Genomic DNA, 17,515 nt, shown 5'->3' on the forward strand with positions numbered 1-17,515 from the left:
TTGCGGGTGGCGCGATCGGGTTCGAAGTCCGCGCGAGGCCCGGTCGGGCCACTGCCTCAGACCCGCTGGGCCTCATCCTCCTCGGCGAGGACGACCTCCCACGCCTCCACCTCCCGGTCGGTGACAGTGGTCGGCGACTCCAGGTGGTACGCGCCGCTGGGCAGGACGCCGGCGCCGCCGAAGCGCGCCAGCACGGCGAGCTGGGCGGCGACATCCTCGCCCTGGTGCTTCTCGTGCACCCGCCGCCAGAAGTCGAAGCCGCCGGAGTCGACCAGCTTCGCCCGGTCGTAGAGCACGCACCCGCCGATCCAGGAGACCTTGTACGCCCGCCACGCCCCCGGCGGCAGGTCCAGCTTGCCGGTCACGTGCAGCAGGTTCGCCGCCGGATGGATCTGCGCCCGGTCCCACTCCGGCGTGCCGGGCCGGATCCGTTCCGGCGTGGGCGGGCCGATCCACTCCTCGTAGTGCCGGTGCGTCTCCGGCCGGACGTCGTCGAGGTAGGAGAGGCCGTGCACCGCGTTGCCGACGAAACCGCAGCCCAGCTCGCCGATCGCGGTGACCAGCCGGCGCAGGGTGCCCGGCTCCAGCCAGACGTCGTCGTCGAGGCAGAGCACGTACCGGGCGGCGGAGGCGGACAGCAGGTAGGCCCGGTGCTCGGCCAGCCCGCGCCGGGGCAGCCGGCGGGTCAGCAGCACCGGGTGCCCCCGGTGCCGCAGCGCCCGGACCATGGTGGCGGCCGCCGGGTGGGTGAAGGCGGGGCCGTCGTCGGACTGGTCGCTGACCACCACACCGAACCCTGGCACACCCTCCTGGGCGGCCAGCCCGGCGAGGGTGACCGCCAGCTCGGCCGGCCGGTTGCGGGTCGGGATCAGCACGTCGAGCAGGCGGTCGGCGCGGAACCCCTCGGCCGAACCCGGGTCGAGCGGCCGGTTCACGACCGCTTGCTCGTCAGCGACGGATCCGTCTCGCGGTCCTGGCCGTGCGCCCGGATCCGGTCGATGATCGCCGAGGTGGACCGGTCCGGCACGTAGCCGAGGGTGCGCACCTGGCCGCCGAGCCGCCGCACCAGCGGGGCCTCCGGCACCATCTCGGGCGGGTAGTCGCCGCCCTTGACGTAGACGTCGGGGCGGACCGTCTCGATCAGCGAGGCCGGCGAGTCCTCCTCGAACACCACCACGTGGTCCACACAGGAGAGCGCGGCGAGCAGGGCGATCCGGTCCTCCACCGGGTTCACCGGCCGGTCCGCGCCCTTGAGCCGGCGTACGCTGCCGTCGGAGTTGACCGCCACCACCAGCAGGTCGCCGAGCGCCCGGGCCTGCTCCAGGTAGCGCACGTGGCCGCGGTGCAGCACGTCGAAGCAGCCGTTGGTGAACACGATCGAGCGCCCGGCGGCGCGGTGCTCGGCGGCGATCGTGGCCAGCTCGCCGGCGCCCACCAGCGCCGGGTGCCCGGTGTCGGCCGGCACGTCGAGCGCGCTGAGCAGGTCCTCCCGCCGGCACACGCAGGTGCCGGTGTCCGAGACGGTGATGGTGGCGGCGAGCTGGGCCAACTGGGCGGCGGTGGACAACGGCGCGTCGGCGGCCAGGGCCAGCGTCATGGCGGCCAGGTACGCGTCCCCCGCGCCGACCGCGTGGCTGGCCGGCACCGGGGTGCTGTGGCTGCGCCGGGGCTCGCCGTCGGCGCCGCCGACCACCGCCCCCTCGGTGTCCAGGGTCACCGCCACCACGTCCGCGCCGGTGTGCGCGCGCAGCTCGGCCAGGCGCGACTCGGCCAGCACCGCCCGGTCGACGCCCTCGCCGGCGGTGGCGTTCACGGTCACCCCGGTACCGGTGACGCTCAGCCCGTCCCCGGTCATCGCCACCCGGCCCTCGCCGGGCGTCGGCTCCCCGGTCGGCCCCGCTCCGGCGGCCAGGCCGACCGCTTCGTCCGGTCGGTCCGGCACCCCGGCCGGGCTGTCGGGCAGGCCGGCACCACCGGGCGCGGCGCCGACGGTCAGCTCGGAGGGGCCCTCCGCCGGGTCCCCGTCCGGGTGGTCCAGGTGCAGCTCGGTGCCGCGGCCGCGGGCACCCGCGGCCCGGGCCAGCAGCCGGGTGGCCTCGGCGAAGCTCGGCGTCACCACGGTCGGCGCGAGGCCCCGCCAGTCGGCGAGGTCGTGCGCGTCCAGCGCCACGGTGGCGTACCGGTCCCGGTTGGCGACCAGCCAGGCGCGTACCGGGGCGGGCAGTGCGCCCAGCGCGTAGTCGCAGACCACCAGGGTCGGGGCGGCGCCACCGGCGGCCGCGCGCAACTCCTCGGTGGCGCAGTCCAGCGCGGTGAGCAGCCGGGCCACCCCGTCGTCGGTGAGCGGGTCGTCCGGGTCGCCGGAGTCCTCCCGCAGCAGGATCTGGTTGCCGGCCAGCATCCGTCGCTTGACCGGCGTCGGCCGGCCCGGCTGGTTGACAGTACGGTCCCACACGCCGGCCCGGTCGAGACAGTCGTGCAGTTCGTCGCCGGCGACGTCGGCGCCGATCGGGGCGACCAGCACGGCCCGGCCGCCGAGCGCGGCGATGTTCACCGCCGTGTTGGCGGCCCCGCCGGCCGCGGAGATCCGCCGGCGCAGGGTGAGGACCGGGGCGGGCGCCTCCCGGCACAGCCGGTCGGACTCGGCGAACCGCCACTCGTCGAGCATGGCGTCGCCGATCACCAGGACGGGACGACCCGACCAGCTCTCCACGACGGTGGCGAGCCGGCGCTGTTCCGCTGCTGCTCCTGCCATGCCCTTCGGGGTCCCCCCGGTCCGGCGGGTCAAACCTGCGTACCCCCGGGCCCGGGCCGCCCAGCGATCGACGGTGGTGAGCGGCCGCCGGCGTCGGCGGTTTCGGACACCGGGGCGCGGGAAGGGGTTTCGGGTACCCCGGAAAGGAGAAGTACCCAGATGGCAGCGACGACACTTCAGGGCAAGCGGATCGCCTTCCTGGCCGCCGACGGCGTGGAGGAGGTCGAGTACGTCCAGCCCCGCGAGGCGGTCGAGCGGGCCGGCGCGACGGTCGAGCTGGTCTCGCTGAAGCCGGGCTCGATCCAGTCCTTCAACCACCTGGACCAGTCGAAGACGTACGACGTCGACGTGGCGGCAACCGACGCGGACGCCGGCGGGTACGACGGGCTGGTGTTGCCGGGCGGGGTGGCGAACCCGGACTTCCTGCGGACCGATCCGGACGCGGTGCGGTTCGTGAAGGCGTTCTTCGACGCCGGCAAGCCGGTCGCGGTGATCTGCCACGGGCCCTGGACGCTGATCGAGGCGGACGTGGTGCGCGGCCGCCGGATCACCTCCTGGCCCAGCCTGCGCACCGACCTCGCCAACGCCGGCGCCACCTGGCTGGACGAGCCAGTCGTAACAGACGACAACCTGATCAGCAGCCGCAAACCCGACGACCTCCCCGCCTTCTGCCAGGCCCTCGTCGACCGCTTCGCCACCGCCTGACCCGCACCGCGTCGATCATGAGGTTGGCGGCGAAGTCGATCTCCAGGCGTGCCGCCAACCTCATGATCGACCGGGAAGTGGGCGGTGCGGGGCATGTTCTGCGGGGGGTGGGAAAGGGGCGGGGATGACGACGGAGGAGCACGCCCCACCCGCGCTGAACAGTCGCCAGATCCGCCTGCTGATGCTCGGCCTGATGACCGGCATGCTGCTGGCCGCGCTCGACCAGACAATCGTCGGCACCGCGCTGCCGACCATCGTCGGTGAGCTGGGCGGGATCAACCACTACTCCTGGGTGGTGACCGCCTACCTGCTGGCCTCGACCGCCTCGACCCCGCTGTACGGGAAGATGGCCGACCTGTTCGGCCGCCGGCCGGTCTTCCTCTTCTCGATCGGCACGTTCCTGGTCGGCTCGTTGCTGGCCGGGTTGTCGCAGGACATGACCCAGTTGATCGTCACCCGTGGCATCCAGGGCCTCGGCGCCGGCGGTCTGATGACGCTCGCGTTCACCATCATCTCGGACGTGGTGTCGCCCCGGGAGCGCGGCCGCTACCAGGGCCTGTTCGGCGCCGTGTTCGGCATCTCCTCGGTGGCCGGCCCGCTGGTCGGCGGCTACTTCGCGGAAACCGACTGGCGGTGGATCTTCTACATCAACGTGCCGCTGGCGATCCTGGCCATCGTCGTCTGCTCCCGGGTGATGCGGCTGGTCCCGTTCACCCGCCGCGAGCACGCCATCGACTGGCTCGGCGCGGGGCTGCTGGTCGCCGGGGTGAGCTGCCTGCTGCTCGCGCTGAGCTGGGGCGGCAACGAGTACGCCTGGGGCTCCGGGGTGATCATCGGGCTGATCGCCGCCGGCGCGGTGCTCGGTGTGCTCTTCGTGCTCCAGGAAGCCCGGGTCGCCGAGCCGATCCTGCCGCTGCGGCTGTTCCGCAGCCGGACGTTCGCCCTGGCCAACAGCGCGGGCTTCGTGCTCGGTCTGGTGATGTTCGGGTCGATCATCTTCATCCCGCTCTACCTGCAGATCGTCAAGGGCGCCTCGCCCACCCGCAGCGGCCTGCTGATGCTGCCGATGATGGCCGGCATCATCGTCACCTCCGTGCTCACCGGGCGGGCGATGAGCCGGATCGGCCGCTACAAGTGGTTCCCGGTGATCGGCTCGGTCGTGCTGCTGGTCGGCATGCTGCTCTTCACCCAACTGCACGTGGGCACCTCGCTCTGGCTGGCCTTCGGCTTCATGGTGGTGATCGGCGTCGGTCTCGGCCTCTGCATGCAGTCGCTGATCCTCGCCGTGCAGAACGCCGTCTCGATGCGGGACCTGGGCGCGGGCACCTCCGCGGCGACCTTCTTCCGGTCGCTGGGCGGCGCGTTCGGGGTGGCCATCCTCGGCGCGGTGCTCTCCGCGCGGCTCACCTCCGGGCTGGCCGACCGGCTGCCCGCGGCGATCGCCCAGCTGCCGCCGCCGGAACAGGCAGCGGTCGCGGCGAGCGGTGGCGCGGACATCTCGGTGAACGACCCGGCCACCATCATGGCCCTGCCCGCCCCGGTGCGCGCCGCGGTCCAGACGGCCTTCGTCGAGTCGCTGGACCGGGTCTTCCTGACCGCCGGGGTGATCGCCATCCTGGCGGTGCTGGTCACCCTGGCGCTGCCGGACGACCGGCTGCGCGGTACCGGCCCGCAGGGCGCCACCGGCGGCACCGACGGCCTGGGCGGCGAGGCGCCCGCCCCCGGCGGCAAGCCGCTGACCCGGGAGTCGAAGGAGGAGGCGGCCGCCGAGATGGAGGCGAAGAGCCAGACCCTGCTCTGATCCGCCCCGGCCGGGCCGGTCGGGCCGGTCCCCTCACGCCGCGGCGGTCCCCTCACGCCGCGGCGGTCCCCTCACGCCGCGGCGGTCCCCTCACGCCGCGGCGGTCACTTCAGGATCAGGCGGTTGGTCTGCTCGAAGACGTCGAGGTCGGCGAGGGTCTCCGGGACGCTGGCGGAGATCGGGGCGGGTAGCTGGTCGCGGCGGAAGAAGCCGGCGTCGATCGTCTCGTCGGTCACCCGGGCGAGCTGGCCGTCCCACTCCTCCACCCGGAACGCGGTGGTGAAGATCTGGTACGTGTGGCCGTACATGTTGGTGTGGGTGCGGTCCGGGCCGGTGTAGAGGGCGAACGCGCTGACCCGCAGCGCCCGCAGCCCGGTCTCCTCGCGCACCTCGCGGACCGCGCAGTCGGCGATCGACTCGCCCAGCTCCATCGCGCCGGCGGGCATCGCCCACTGGCCGTTGTCCGAGCGGCGGATCAGCAGCACCCGTCCGGCGTTGTCGCGCACCACCGCGCGGGCGCCGACGAACATCAGCGTCCGGTCACCGGCCAGGGCGCGGAGCTGCCCGACGTACGAATCAGCCCAGGAGATGCTCACCCGGACAATTTACGGGGCAGGCCGAGGCCGGACGGGTTTTCCAGGGTTCCCAAGGTGTGACCGGCGACACTAGCTTGTTACCCATGCGTAGCACGATGATGGACGCCCCTCTCCAGGTCTCCCGGATCCTCGACCACGGCTCCACCGTGCACGGCACGGCCGAGGTGGTCACCTGGACCGGCGCCGAACCCCGCCGGATGACGTACGCCGAGGTCGGCAGGACGGCCGCCCGGCTGGCCCACGCGCTGCGCGACGAGTGCGGCGTGACGGGCGACGAGCGGGTCGGCACGTTCATGTGGAACAACAACGAGCACCTGGTCGCCTACTTCGCGGTGCCCAGCATGGGCGCGGTGCTGCACACCCTCAACATCCGGCTCTTCCCCGACCAGGTCGCCTACATCGCCAACCACGCCGAGGACAAGGTGGTGCTGGTCGACAGCACGCTGATCCCGCTGCTGGCCCGGGTGATCGGCGAGCTGACCACGGTGCGGCACGTGGTGGTGGTCGGCGGCGGCGACCCGGCGCCGCTGGTCGCCGCGGCCGGTGACCGGATCACCGTGCACCACTGGGACGAGTTGCTGGCCGGCCGGCCCGAGACGTACGACTGGCCCGAGGTCGACGAGCGGGACGCCGCGGCGCTCTGCTACACCTCCGGCACCACCGGCAACCCGAAGGGCGTGGCCTACTCGCACCGCTCCATCTACCTGCACTCGCTCCAGGTCTGCATGCCGGAGGGTTTCGGGCTCGGCCCGACCGACCGGGAACTGGCTATCGTGCCGATGTTCCACGCGATGTCCTGGGGGCTGCCGTACGCGGCGTTCCTCTCCGGCGCGTCGCTGATCATGCCGGACCGGTTCCTCCAGGCCGCGCCGATCGCCGAGATGATCGCCGCCGAGCGGCCCACCCTGGCCGGCGCGGTGCCGACCATCTGGACCGACCTGCTGGCCCACCTGGACAGCCACGACGTGGACACCTCCTCGCTCAAGGAGGTCATCGTGGGCGGCTCGGCCTGCCCGCCGGCGCTGATGCACGCGTTCGCCGACCGGCACGGCATCGAGGTCATCCACGCCTGGGGGATGACCGAGATGTCCCCGCTCGGCTCGGTCTCCCGGCCACCCGCCGGGGCGACCGGCGACGAGGCCTGGCGCTACCGCTACACCCAGGGCCGGGTGCCGGCCGGCGTGCAGGCGCGGATCGTCGGCCCGCTGGGCGAGCCGCTGCCCGCCGACGGCAGCTCCGTGGGCGAGCTGGAGGTCCGGGGGCCGTGGGTGACCGCCCGGTACGTCGGGGACGACGCCCCCGACGAGGAGAAGTTCCGCGACGGCTGGCTGCGTACCGGGGACGTCGGCACCCTGTCGGCCGACGGTTTCATCACCCTCACCGACCGGGCCAAGGACGTGATCAAGTCGGGCGGCGAGTGGATTTCCTCGGTCGAGTTGGAGAACGCCCTGATGGCCCACCCGGCGGTGCTGGAGGCCTGCGTGGTGGGCGTGCCGGACCAGCGCTGGGACGAGCGCCCGCTGGCCACCGTGGTGGTGCGCGAGGGGGCCAGCGTCACGGTGGAGGAGCTGCGCGACTTCCTCGGCCGGTCGGTGGCCCGCTGGCAGTTGCCGGAGCGCTGGGCCTTCGTGGACGCGGTGCCGAAGACCAGCGTCGGCAAGTTCGACAAGAAGGTGGTCCGGTCCCGCTACGCCGAGGGCGACCTGGATGTCCGGGAACTGGCAGCGCCGTAACGTTTTCTCGGGCAGTGTCGCCTCTTGGGTAGGGACACACTCCTGAGAGACATCCCTCCCCAGGGGCGGCCCCGGCGTTCGCACCGCGCCGGGGCCGCCCGTTCCATGCGGGGCGACCCGCACCGTCATTCTTGCGAAACTTGTTCGCCTCTGTCCTGCGGAACGACGAAATAGGTTCGGATTTCCGCAGCTCACGGGCTTGACGGCGGTCCTGTCAGGGCGCCCTCGTACGATCCGGGCGTCCACCGGTCGACCGCAGCCCAGGAGGCGTCCATGGCCACCCTCAAGACCGCCCCCACCGGCGCGAGCGTCGACGACTTCCTGGCCGCCGTGCCCGACGAGGCGCGCCGGAGCGACGCGACGGCGGTGCGCGACCTCATGCGGGAGGTCACCGGCGAGCCGCCGACCATGTGGGGCGACAGCATCGTCGGCTTCGGCCGGCGGCGGCTGCGCTACGCCACCGGGCGCGAGCTGGACTGGTTCCTGGTCGGCTTCTCGCCGCGCAAGGCGGCAACCACGCTCTACCTGCCGGAGGACTTCCCGGGCAAGCCGGAGCTGCTGGCCCGGCTCGGCCGGCACACCGTCGGCAAGGGCTGCCTCTACGTCAAGCGGCTCGCCGACGTCGACGTCGAGGTGCTCACCGAACTGGTGCGCGCGGCGGCCGCCCAGGCCCACTCCGGCGACCCCGCCGGCTGACCCGCCGTCACTGTTCGCTGGTGGTGATCAGCACCTTGCCCACCACCGAGTTCTCCACCGCCCGGTGCGCCGCCTGGGTGGCCGAGAGCGGGTGGTGGTGCAGCGGCAGGCCGGCCTCCTCGCCGACCCGGATCCCGCCCTGGGCCGCCGCCGCGGCGACGTCCCGGACGGCCTGCGCCTTGGCGGCCTTCGGCTCGGTGTAGACGAGCACGAACTGCCAGCGCGCGTTCGGCATCATCAACGGCCGGATCGGCAGGGTGACCTCGGCGCCGCCGTCGTCGGCGTACACGCAGACCGCGCCACCGTTGCGCAGCAGCTGGACGTCGGTGGCGGCGTTGCGCGCGGCGGAGACCTCGACGATGGTGTGCACCCCGTCGGGGGCGATCTTGCGGACCTCCTCGACCACGTCCTGCTCCTTGTAGTTGACCACGAAGGAGGCCCCGGCCGCTGCCGCCAACTGCGCCTTCTCCGCGCTGCTGACGGTGGCGACGACGCAGGCGTCGGCCCAGCGGGCGAGCTGGATGGCCGCGTTGCCGACCGCGCCCGCCCCGCCCTGCACCAGCACGGTGTGGTCGCTGAGCGCGCCGGCGTGCAGCTTGTCCGGCATGTACTCGCCGGCGGTCAGGCAGCGGTGCGCGGTGAGGAACGGGATGCCCAGGCAGGCGCCCAGGTCGAAGGAGGCGTCGCCGAGGCGTACCGCCTGCCGCACCGGGACCACCGTGTACTCGGCGGCGGTGCCCCAGGGCCGCTGCCAGGCGGCCTCCCAGAGCCAGACCCGCTCGCCGATCAGCTCCTGGTCGACCCCCTCGCCGACCGCCTCGATCACCCCGGCGCCGTCCTGCCCGGGGGTCTGCCAGCCGGCCGGCAGCGGCCACTGCCGGCGGGCCTTCCAGTCCGTCGGGTTCACCCCGGAGACGGCCACCCGCACCAGCACCTCGCCCGGCCCCGGCTCCGGCACCGGCCGGTCCACCAGTTGCAGCACCGAGACGTCGCCGGTGCGCTCGTACACGATCGCCTTCATCGCCGTCTCCTCACCCGCGAACGCCCGCTGCCGGGCTCGCGCCGTCGGCTGCGGTACCCGACCGGATCGCGCTCATGCCGGCCGCCCCGCAAACCGTACAACCGGACAGTGCGGGGGAGGGACCGGTCAGCCGAGCCGGGCCACGGTCTCCGCCGTCAACTCGTCGACCGAGCCGAGCACCACGGCGGCCAGCCGGGCCGCGTCGTCGTCCAGCGGGTACGCCCCGTGCGGGATCGCCACCACGGCCATCCCGGCGGCGGCCGCCGAACGCACCCCGTTGGAGGAGTCCTCGACCGCGACGCAGCGGGCCGGGTCGACGCCGAGCCGCTCCGCCACGGCCAGGTAGACGTCGGGCGCCGGCTTGCCCCGCTCGGTCTCCTCGGTCGACAGGGTGGCCCGGAACGCGTCGGTCAGGCCGGTGGCGGCCAGCGCCGCCGCGATCAGCCGGGTCGGTGACGAGCTGGCCAGGCCGAGCGGCCACCGCGCGGCCAGCCGGCGCACCACCTCCGGGGCGTCGTCGATGACGGGTACGCGGGCCCCGTAGCGCCGGGTCATCTCCTCCACGACCTCGCTGGCGACCTGCTCGGGGCTCCGCCCGACGCCCAGCTCCGCGCTCAGGTAGCGGGACCACTCGCCGGTGCTCATCCCCATCAGCCGGCGCTGGGTGTCGGCCTGCCACGTCCCGCCGTGCTCCGCCACGTACGCCCGCCGGACCTCCTCCCAGACCGGCTCGGAATCCACGATCACGCCGTCCAGGTCGAAGACCACCGCATCCACCACGTGCCCATCCTGCCCGACCGGCCGCCTCAGGTGAGGAAGGGCGCCCACTCCCGCGCCCCGACGATCCGCACCCCCGGCGTCGAGTAGTACGGGTCCCGCGCGAGCAGCCGGTCCAGCGCCGCCCGGTCGGGCACGTCGAAGACGAGCACCGCGCCGGAGTCGTCGGCCAGCGGGCCGGACATCCGGACGATCCCCTCGGCGTGCAGGGCGGTCAGCAACTGCCGGTGCGCCGGACGGGCGGCGAGCCGTTCCGGCGCGTCGGTGAAGGCGAGTTCCACGATCCACATGTGGGGCACGATAGGCGCACCCGGCACAGCCGCCTGGGTCAGGCCGGTAGCGCGGGGAGGCCGATGGGGCTGTCCGGCGGGATCACCGTGTGCCCGGCGCGGGCGATCGGGTCGAGCAGTTCGCGCAGCCGGTCGGTACGGTCCGGGCCGAGCACGCGCCAGGGGCGGGCCGCGGCGGCGTCGGTGGCGTCCTCGACGGCCTGGAACCCGGCCCGGCCGCGCTCGGTCGGCTCGCCGTCGGGGGTGAGCCAGCCCCGCTCGGCCAGCCGCTCGCGGGCCGCCGCCCACTGCTTCTCCGACCAGCCCCGGCCGAGCAGGTTCTTCGGGGCCAGGTCGACCGCCACCCGCCAGGCCAGCGTCTCGACCGGGTCGAGGTCGGCGGCGACCAGCGCGGCGATGTGCCCGTCGCCGCGGTGCTCGCGCAGCGTGGTGGCGGCCTGCCAGAGCCGGGCCAGCGGGTACTCGCCGGCGGGCAGGGCGGCGTTGGCCGCGCCGAGCACCCGGCCGGCGGGCTCCAGCGTGCCGGCCGCCTCCTCGAGCAGGTCGGCGGCCTCGGCCAGGTGCGACTCGGGCAGCTCGTAGGTGAGTTCGGCGAGCGCCTGCACCGCGCCGGTGAGCCGGGCGCGCAGCGCCTCCGCCGGGGTGGCCAGCCGCCAGACGGCCGGCAGCGCCCGGGCGACCATGTGCGGGGCGAAGCTGAAGAACGCCGCGATCACCGGGGCGGCGTCGGTCGGGCCCAGCGGGGCGGCCCGACCGGCGAAGTAGCCCCGCCAATAGCCGCGCAACCCGACCGCCTCGTACGCGGCGCGGGCCCGCGGGTGGAAGTAGGTGATCGCGTGCACCGGCTCGAAGTGCGTCCACAACAGTCGGGCGGTCCGCCCCGGGTCGTCCGTCACGGGCCCCTCCACGTCCGGTCCGTCGTCACCCCGGGCGGCGGGCCGCCCGGGGTGACGCTGAACCTACTGCCGTCCGGTGACGGCTCGGAAGCCCTGTGTGGGCAACTGCATCGATCCCGGGTGACAAGCCGGGCGTACCGGTCGGGTCACTGCGCGGCGAGCACGTCCACGACGAAGCGCAGCGGGCCGGCCGGGCGGCCGCCGGAGGAGTCGTTGCCGTACGCCAGCTCGGCCGGGATGTCCAGCTGCACCCGGCTGCCCACGGTCACCCCGACCAGGCCCTGGTCCCAGCCCTTGATGACCTGCCCGACGCCGATCGCGAAGCTGGCCGGCTGGCCGCCCTCCCACGACGAGTCGAACTCCTTGCCGTCGGAGTAGAACACGCCCACGTAGTTCGTGGTGATGGTCTGGCCCGCCTGCACGGCCGGGCCGGTGCCCTTGATCAGCGGGGTCACGGTGAGCTTGGTCAGCTCGCCCTTGCCCGGGCTCACCGCCGGCTTGGTCTTCAGCGCCGGATCGGCGCCCTCCGGCAGCTGCGGGGCGGCGGGGGCCGCCGCGTCGTCCGCCGGGGCGGAGGCCGACGGGCTGCCGGCCGCCGGCTGGGCCGGGTCGTCGTCGCCCTGGCCGACGATCACGAAGACGGTGATCAGCACCGCCACCACGGCGAGACCGGCCAGCCCGCCGAGCCACGCCTGCCGGCGCCGCTTCGCCTCGGCGGCCTTCTGCGCCGCCAACTGGGCGGCCAGCCGCCGCTCCGACTTCGACCGGTTCTGCGTGCCTTCGCTCACTCGTCGACTCCCTGCTGCGAGGTGGTGGCCGGCATCGCTGCCGGGGGGAAAGCCGACGCACACGGTACCCGGCCGGACGCCCACCGTGCCGCATCCGCCCGGCCGGAACGGACGCCGGTGCCGGGCCGGCACGAACCGCCGCGGCGCGGGCCGGCGGCGCGCGGCTCAGTCCGGGTCGGGGACCACCATGAAGTCGGTCACGAACGAGGTGACCCGGCCGTCCGCGGCGCGCCCGATCCAGGTGCCGTAGCAGCCGTCACCCCAGCCCGAGGAGACGGTCACCACGTTGGCGCCGGACGCCTCGTCGAGCACGGCCGTGATCAGCCCGGGCACCGGGGTCTCGGGATACTCGGCCGGGATGAACACCTCCTCGACCTGGTCGTAGTCCCACCCCGACAGCACCTCCAGGGCGGTCGGATCGGCCAGCGTGGCCATGCCGGCGTCCACCCCGAAGCCGAAGTAGCCGTCGTCGTCGAGGGTGCTGACGTCCTGGTCGCCGACCAGCGCCAGCTCCCAGCGCACCGCCGGCTCGTCGTGCACCACCAGCTCCAGCGCGGCCACCCGCCGGTCCGCCTCCGCGCCGTCGCGCAGCACCGCCGCCACCCAGGCCCGGGCCGGGTAGCGGCCGGGCGGCACGGTGACGGTGAACGGTTCGGCCTCCGGGCAGACCAGCGGGTCGCAGCCGACCACCTGGCCGGTGGGGAGCACGACGTCGTCGACCGGGTGCGCCTGGATGACGTACGCACCGTGCTCGTCGGCGTAGCGGGCGCCGGGGGTCAGCAGCCGGTGCAGGTCGGGGACGTACGGCATGGACGGTCCTTCCGGGGGCGGTGTCGGCCGGCGGAGCGTAACCGGCCCGGCCGACACCCCCGTCAGGCGTCGCCGACGTGCCGGCCCAGGGCCGACCGCAGGTGGTTCTTCGGGCGCGCCCCGACGATGGAGCCGACCAGCTCACCCCGGTCGAACACCAGCAGGGTGGGCAGGGACAGCACCCGGTACCGGCGGGTGGTCTCCGGGTTCTCGTCCGAGTTGATCGTGGTGATGTCCAGCCGGCCGGCGAACTCGACGGCCAGTTCCGCCAGGCTGCGGGAGATGGCCCGGCACGGCGGGCACCAGTCGGCCCAGAAGTCGACCACCACCGGCCGGTCGGCGGCGAGTACGGCGGAGTGGAAGGTGGCGTCGGTGACAGTGGTCAGCGAGCCGCTCTGCGCAACCTCAGGCATGTTTCCTCCCGTTGGGCGATGGCGTGGGCGAGCTGCTCCCGCAGCCCCTGCCGGACCGTCCGCAACCGGTCGATGCCGGCGTCGACCTCGGCCAGCTTGCGACGCAGCACCGCCACCGAGTCGGGGCAGACGTGGCCGGAGCTGTTGCCGGCCCGCAGGCAGGCGACGAACGGCCGGATGTCGTCGAGGCCGAAGCCCACCGCGAGCAGCGACCGGATCTCCCGTACGACGGCCAGCTCGGCCTCGTCGTAGACCGGGTAGCCGTTCGCCGAGCGGCCCGGCCGGACCAGCCCGTGCGTCTCGTAGTAGCGCAGCGCGCGCGTGCTCGTGCCGGCGCGCTCAGCCAACTCGCCGATCAGCATCCGACCCTCCCTCGCCGGTGGCGTCGCGGCCCACGCTAGACCTTGCCGCCGACGTCAAGGCAACGTCGGATGCCGGGCACCCGGGCGGTTCCGCCGGTAGATTCCGACCATGGCGATCCTCACCGACGAAGACCTTGCCCTGCTCGCCGAACCACAGCTGGCCCACGTCGCCACCGTCGAGGCCGACGGCTCGCCGCACGTGACCCCGGTCTGGGTGGACACCGACGGCGAGCACATCCTGTTCAACACGGCCAAGGGCCGGGTCAAGTACGAGAACATCCGGCGCAACCCGGAGGTCGCGATCTCCGTGGCGGACAAGGCCAACGACTTCCGCACGCTGTGGGTGAAGGGCACGGCCGAGCTGGTCGAGGAGGGGGCCGACGAGCACATCGACCGGATGGCGCAGAAGTACCTCGGCCAGGACCGTTACCCGTTCCGGCAGGTCGGGGAGGAGCGGGTGATCGTGCGGATCACCCCCACGCAGAAGCTCGGCCGGGGCTGACGCGGGGGACCGGGGTCAGGCGGTCTTGCGGGCGGCCTTCTTCGGGGCGGCCTTCTTGGCCCCGGTCTTCTTCTCCGCCGCGGCGGTCTTCTTCGGCGCGGCCTTCTTCTCCGCCGCCTTCTTGGGGGCCGCCTTCTTCTCGGCGGTCTTCTTGGCCGGCGCCTTGGCGGTCTTCTTCTCGGCCGCCTTCTTCGCCGAACGGGCCGCCGAGATCGGGGTCGGCTCCGCGCCGCCGCCCCGGGCCGGCGCCTCGCCCCGGGCCGCCTTGGCCCGCTCCACGGACGCCTTGAGCGCGGCCATCAGGTCCACCGCCGCCGCCGGGGCCTCCTCGACCTCCTCCGGCTGGACCACCTCGCGGCCCTCCACCTTGGCGTCGATGACCTCCTGCAACGCGGCCCGGTAGTCGTCGGTGAACTCGTCCGGGTGGAAGTCCCCGGCCATCGAGTCGATCAGCGAACTGGCCATCGCCAGCTCCGGCGGCCGGACCTTCAGGTCCTCGTCGAGGAAGCCGAAGTCGGGCTTACGGATCTCGTCCGGCCAGAGCATGGTGTTGAGCAGCAGCACGCCCTCGCGGACCCGCAGCGTGGCGAGCTGTTCCCGCTGGCGCAGCGCCACCTTGACGATGGCCACCCGCTCGGAGTCGGTCAGCGCGTCGCGCAGCAGCACGTACGGCTTGGTCGCCGCGCCGTCCGGCTCCAGGAAGTAGGCCTTGTTGTAGAGGATCGGGTCGACCTGCTCGGCCGGCACGAACTCCAGCACGTCGATCGCGTGCGAGGTGCTCAGCGGCAGCTCGGCGAAGTCCTCGTCGGTGAGGATCACCATCTCGCCGCCGCCGATGTCGTAGCCCTTGGCGATGTCGTCGTAGCTGACCTCTTCGCCGCAGATCTGACAGGTGCGCTTGTAGCGGATCCGGCCGCCGTCTTCCCGGTGCACCTGGTGGAACCGGATGTCCTTCTCCTCGGTGGCCGAGTAGAGCTTCACCGCGATCGAGACCAGCCCGAACGAGACGGCACCCTTCCAGATGGCTCGCATCCCGTGCTCCTCTCCCCGGTACAGCCCAGGATCGCAAATGATCGAAGCGGGCGCGAGCGCTTCGGCCGGCAACTACAGTCATGAGGTGCCCGGCGCACCGCTCAAGCCGATGCTCGCGATGACCGGGCAGCTCCCGGCGGGTGACGGCTGGGCGTACGAGTTCAAGTGGGACGGGGTCCGCGCCCTGGCCGACATCTCCGGCGGGCGCCAGCAGCTCTACGCCCGCTCCGGCGTGGAGATCACGGTCGCGTACCCGGAGCTGGCCACCCTGCGTACCCAGGTGGACGACGCGCTGCTCGACGGCGAGGTGGTGCTGCTCGGCGAGACCGGCCAGCCCTCGTTCACCGCGCTCGCCGAGCGGATGCACGTCCGCGACCGGAACAAGGCCGCCCGGCTGGCGGCGGTCATGCCGGTCACGTACATGATCTTCGACCTGCTCCGGCTCGACGGCGAGGACCTGACCGGCTGGCCGTACGCCCGCCGCCGGGAGGCCCTGGACGGCCTGATGCTGGGCGGCGCGCGGTGGGCGGTGTCGCCGCTCTTCCTCGACGGCCCGGCCACCTACGAGGCCGCCGGCGAGCACGGCCTGGAGGGGGTGATGGCCAAGCGGGTCGACTCGGTCTACCGGCCGGGGGTGCGCTCGCCGGACTGGGTGAAGGTCAAGCTGGAGGTCACCGGCGACTTCGTGGTGGGTGGCTGGCGGCCGGGCGCCCGCCGGATCGGCGGCCTGCTGGTCGGGGTGCCCGGCCCGGCCGGCCGGCTCACCTACCGGGGCCGGGTCGGCGGTGGCATCGGCGCGGCCCTGGAGCGGGAACTGCTGCGTGAGCTGGAGCCGCTGCGCACCGGCGCGTCGCCGTTCGCCGGAGACGTGCCGCGCGAGGATGCCCGGGGAGCGATCTGGGTAACACCCCGGGTCGTGGTGGAGGTGAAGTACGGCCAGCGCACCCCGGACGGGCGACTGCGGTTCCCCCGGGTGCTCCGGCTGCGACCGGACAAGCCCGCCGAGGAGGTCGACGATGCCGGCTGACCGGCTCCGGGTGGACGTCGAGGGCCGCCCGCTGGAGCTGTCCAACCTGGACAAGGTGCTCTATCCGGCGGCCGGGTTCACCAAGGGCGAGGTGATCGACTACTACACCCGGATCGCCCCGGTGCTCCTGCCGCACCTGAGCGACCGGGCGCTGACCCGGATCCGCTTCCCCAACGGGGTGGACGACAAGTCCTTCTTCGAGAAGAACAAGCCGGCCTCGACCCCCGACTGGGTACGGGTGGAGACGCTGCCCGCGCCCGGGTCGACCAAGGGCCGGGAGACCATCGACTACGTGGTCGCCGACGACCTGCCCACCCTGGTCTGGCTGGCCAACCTGGCCGCGCTGGAGCTGCACACGCCGCAGTGGAAGATCGGCGAGCACCCGGACATGATGGTCGTCGACCTGGACCCGGGCGCACCGGCGGCGCTGCAGCAGTGCTGCGAGGTGGCGCTGCTGATGCGCGACCGGCTGGCCTCCGACGGCATCTCGTCCTATCCCAAGACGTCGGGCAAGAAGGGCATGCAGCTCTGCTGCCCGATCGCCGGCGCCCAGGACGCCGACGTCGTCTCCGGTTACGCCAAGCGGATCGCCCAGGAGCTGGAGCGGGCCCATCCGAAGCTGATCGTGTCGAAGATGGCGAAGAACCTGCGGCCGGGGAAGGTCTTCATCGACTGGAGCCAGAACAACGCGGCCAAGACCACGGTGGCGCCGTACTCGCTGCGCGCCCAGGCGGTGCCGTCGGTGTCCACGCCGTTGACCTGGGACGAGGTCGCCGCCGGTGCGGCCGGCAAGCGTCCCGCCACCCGCCCCTACACCTCCGCCGAGGTGCTCAAGCGGGTGGAGAAGTCCGGCGACCTGTTGGCCCCGCTGCTGGAGGGCGGGCCCGAACTCCCCGACGCCTGACGGCGGCCGGCTCAGCGGGCGAAGAGCAGGACGGCGTCGAGCAGGATGACCACGGCGGTGGCGAAGTGGATGCCGAAGGCGACGGCCTTCGCGCCGCCGTGCCGCAGCACGATGAGGGTGTCCGCCAACGGGATGATCGCGACGATCAGCATGTACCAGGCGACGGCGTCGGCGCTGGCGAAGGCGATCAGCGCGAGGCCCAGCAGGCCGTAGGTGAGGTCGCGCACGCCCTTGATCGTCAGGTAGGCGGCGTCCCCGCCCGGTTTGGCCGGGACCCCGTAGCCGGCGGCGGAAGCCTGGGGCGCGAGGAGGAACCGCGCGCCGATGAGCACACAGAAGAGGCTGAGGACGACGGCGAGCCCGTAGGCGATGGCGCTGAGCATGGCTGACTCCGAGTGCTAGCAGTG

Annotated in this window: 19 protein-coding genes and 1 pseudogene; 7 read left to right on the plus strand and 13 right to left on the minus strand. The window is 73.4% G+C overall.

Annotated elements, in window-relative coordinates; genetic code table 11:
- Positions 1 to 56 precede the first annotated feature (56 nt).
- On the minus strand, positions 57 to 935 hold the full coding sequence (locus SM577_RS10490) for a glycosyltransferase family 2 protein (protein WP_302918560.1): 879 nt from the start codon (positions 933 to 935) through the stop codon (positions 57 to 59).
- Positions 932 to 2,755 (minus strand): D-glycero-beta-D-manno-heptose 1-phosphate adenylyltransferase, encoded by a 1,824-nt coding sequence (rfaE2, locus tag SM577_RS10495; RefSeq protein WP_302918559.1) that lies wholly within the window; start codon positions 2,753 to 2,755, stop codon positions 932 to 934. The genes SM577_RS10490 and rfaE2 overlap by 4 nt, the downstream gene beginning before the upstream one ends.
- 159 nt (positions 2,756 to 2,914) lie before the next feature.
- On the opposite strand from rfaE2, the gene SM577_RS10500 reads away from it, so the two are divergent.
- Positions 2,915 to 3,460, plus strand: a complete 546-nt coding sequence (locus SM577_RS10500) for a type 1 glutamine amidotransferase domain-containing protein (protein ID WP_474586792.1) — start codon at positions 2,915 to 2,917, stop codon at positions 3,458 to 3,460.
- 124 nt (positions 3,461 to 3,584) lie between these two features.
- Positions 3,585 to 5,261, plus strand: a complete 1,677-nt coding sequence (locus tag SM577_RS10505) for an MDR family MFS transporter (RefSeq protein WP_474586793.1) — start codon at positions 3,585 to 3,587, stop codon at positions 5,259 to 5,261.
- A gap of 104 nt (positions 5,262 to 5,365) precedes the next feature.
- On the opposite strand, the gene SM577_RS10510 is transcribed toward SM577_RS10505, so the two are convergent.
- Positions 5,366 to 5,857: an NUDIX domain-containing protein gene (locus SM577_RS10510; protein WP_302918556.1), complete on the minus strand. Its 492-nt coding sequence runs from the start codon at positions 5,855 to 5,857 to the stop codon at positions 5,366 to 5,368.
- An 83-nt stretch (positions 5,858 to 5,940) separates the two neighbouring features.
- Here SM577_RS10510 and SM577_RS10515 point away from each other — a divergent pair, with 83 nt between their 5' ends.
- Entirely contained in the window at positions 5,941 to 7,590 is a 1,650-nt protein-coding gene (locus SM577_RS10515; RefSeq protein WP_474586794.1) for a fatty acid--CoA ligase, read from the plus strand.
- A gap of 273 nt (positions 7,591 to 7,863) precedes the next feature.
- Positions 7,864 to 8,286, plus strand: a complete 423-nt coding sequence (locus tag SM577_RS10520; protein WP_302918554.1) for a DUF1801 domain-containing protein — start codon at positions 7,864 to 7,866, stop codon at positions 8,284 to 8,286.
- A 7-nt stretch (positions 8,287 to 8,293) separates the two neighbouring features.
- Here SM577_RS10520 and SM577_RS10525 read toward each other — a convergent pair whose 3' ends face one another.
- From SM577_RS10525 to SM577_RS10560, 8 genes and pseudogenes are all read right to left on the minus strand, one after another.
- A complete protein-coding gene (locus SM577_RS10525) occupies positions 8,294 to 9,307 on the minus strand; it encodes an NADPH:quinone reductase (RefSeq protein WP_474586795.1) in 1,014 nt (337 codons plus the stop codon).
- Positions 9,308 to 9,433: 126 nt separating this feature from the next.
- Entirely contained in the window at positions 9,434 to 10,087 is a 654-nt protein-coding gene (locus tag SM577_RS10530; protein WP_474586796.1) for an HAD family hydrolase, read from the minus strand.
- 26 nt (positions 10,088 to 10,113) lie between these two features.
- On the minus strand, positions 10,114 to 10,374 hold the full coding sequence (locus tag SM577_RS10535) for a YciI family protein (RefSeq protein ID WP_302918550.1): 261 nt from the start codon (positions 10,372 to 10,374) through the stop codon (positions 10,114 to 10,116).
- 38 nt (positions 10,375 to 10,412) lie between these two features.
- Positions 10,413 to 11,270 carry an SCO6745 family protein gene (locus tag SM577_RS10540; protein ID WP_474586797.1) on the minus strand — a complete coding sequence of 286 codons (858 nt, stop codon included), beginning with the start codon at positions 11,268 to 11,270 and terminating at the stop codon, positions 10,413 to 10,415.
- Between the two features lie 146 nt (positions 11,271 to 11,416).
- Positions 11,417 to 12,093: pseudogene (locus SM577_RS10545) on the minus strand (FKBP-type peptidyl-prolyl cis-trans isomerase).
- Positions 12,094 to 12,223: 130 nt separating this feature from the next.
- Complete coding sequence (locus SM577_RS10550; RefSeq protein ID WP_302918548.1) at positions 12,224 to 12,868, minus strand: DUF4241 domain-containing protein; 645 nt, start codon at positions 12,866 to 12,868, stop codon at positions 12,224 to 12,226.
- A gap of 62 nt (positions 12,869 to 12,930) precedes the next feature.
- Positions 12,931 to 13,281: a thioredoxin family protein gene (locus SM577_RS10555; RefSeq protein WP_474586798.1), complete on the minus strand. Its 351-nt coding sequence runs from the start codon at positions 13,279 to 13,281 to the stop codon at positions 12,931 to 12,933.
- Complete coding sequence (locus SM577_RS10560; RefSeq protein ID WP_474586799.1) at positions 13,251 to 13,643, minus strand: MerR family transcriptional regulator; 393 nt, start codon at positions 13,641 to 13,643, stop codon at positions 13,251 to 13,253. Before SM577_RS10560 ends, SM577_RS10555 begins: the two co-directional genes overlap by 31 nt.
- 109 nt (positions 13,644 to 13,752) lie before the next feature.
- Between SM577_RS10560 and SM577_RS10565 the strand changes: the two genes are divergently transcribed.
- Positions 13,753 to 14,145, plus strand: coding sequence for a PPOX class F420-dependent oxidoreductase (locus SM577_RS10565; protein ID WP_302918545.1), 393 nt, complete (start codon positions 13,753 to 13,755; stop codon positions 14,143 to 14,145).
- 15 nt (positions 14,146 to 14,160) lie between these two features.
- On the opposite strand, the gene ku is transcribed toward SM577_RS10565, so the two are convergent.
- On the minus strand, positions 14,161 to 15,177 hold the full coding sequence (gene ku / locus SM577_RS10570; RefSeq protein WP_302918544.1) for a non-homologous end joining protein Ku: 1,017 nt from the start codon (positions 15,175 to 15,177) through the stop codon (positions 14,161 to 14,163).
- An 85-nt stretch (positions 15,178 to 15,262) separates the two neighbouring features.
- Here ku and ligD (SM577_RS10575) point away from each other — a divergent pair, with 85 nt between their 5' ends.
- Both ligD (SM577_RS10575) and ligD (SM577_RS10580) read left to right on the plus strand, forming a co-directional pair.
- The gene (gene ligD / locus SM577_RS10575; RefSeq protein WP_302918543.1) at positions 15,263 to 16,204 is read left to right on the plus strand and encodes a non-homologous end-joining DNA ligase; all 942 of its coding nucleotides are present in this window, start codon (positions 15,263 to 15,265) and stop codon (positions 16,202 to 16,204) included.
- Complete coding sequence (gene ligD, locus SM577_RS10580; RefSeq protein WP_302918542.1) at positions 16,194 to 17,108, plus strand: non-homologous end-joining DNA ligase; 915 nt, start codon at positions 16,194 to 16,196, stop codon at positions 17,106 to 17,108. The genes ligD (SM577_RS10575) and ligD (SM577_RS10580) overlap by 11 nt, the downstream gene beginning before the upstream one ends.
- A gap of 11 nt (positions 17,109 to 17,119) precedes the next feature.
- On the opposite strand, the gene SM577_RS10585 is transcribed toward ligD (SM577_RS10580), so the two are convergent.
- A complete protein-coding gene (locus SM577_RS10585) occupies positions 17,120 to 17,491 on the minus strand; it encodes a DUF4267 domain-containing protein (RefSeq protein ID WP_474582232.1) in 372 nt (123 codons plus the stop codon).
- Positions 17,492 to 17,515: the final 24 nt, after the last annotated feature.

This window comes from Micromonospora desertarenae (assembly GCF_056150265.1).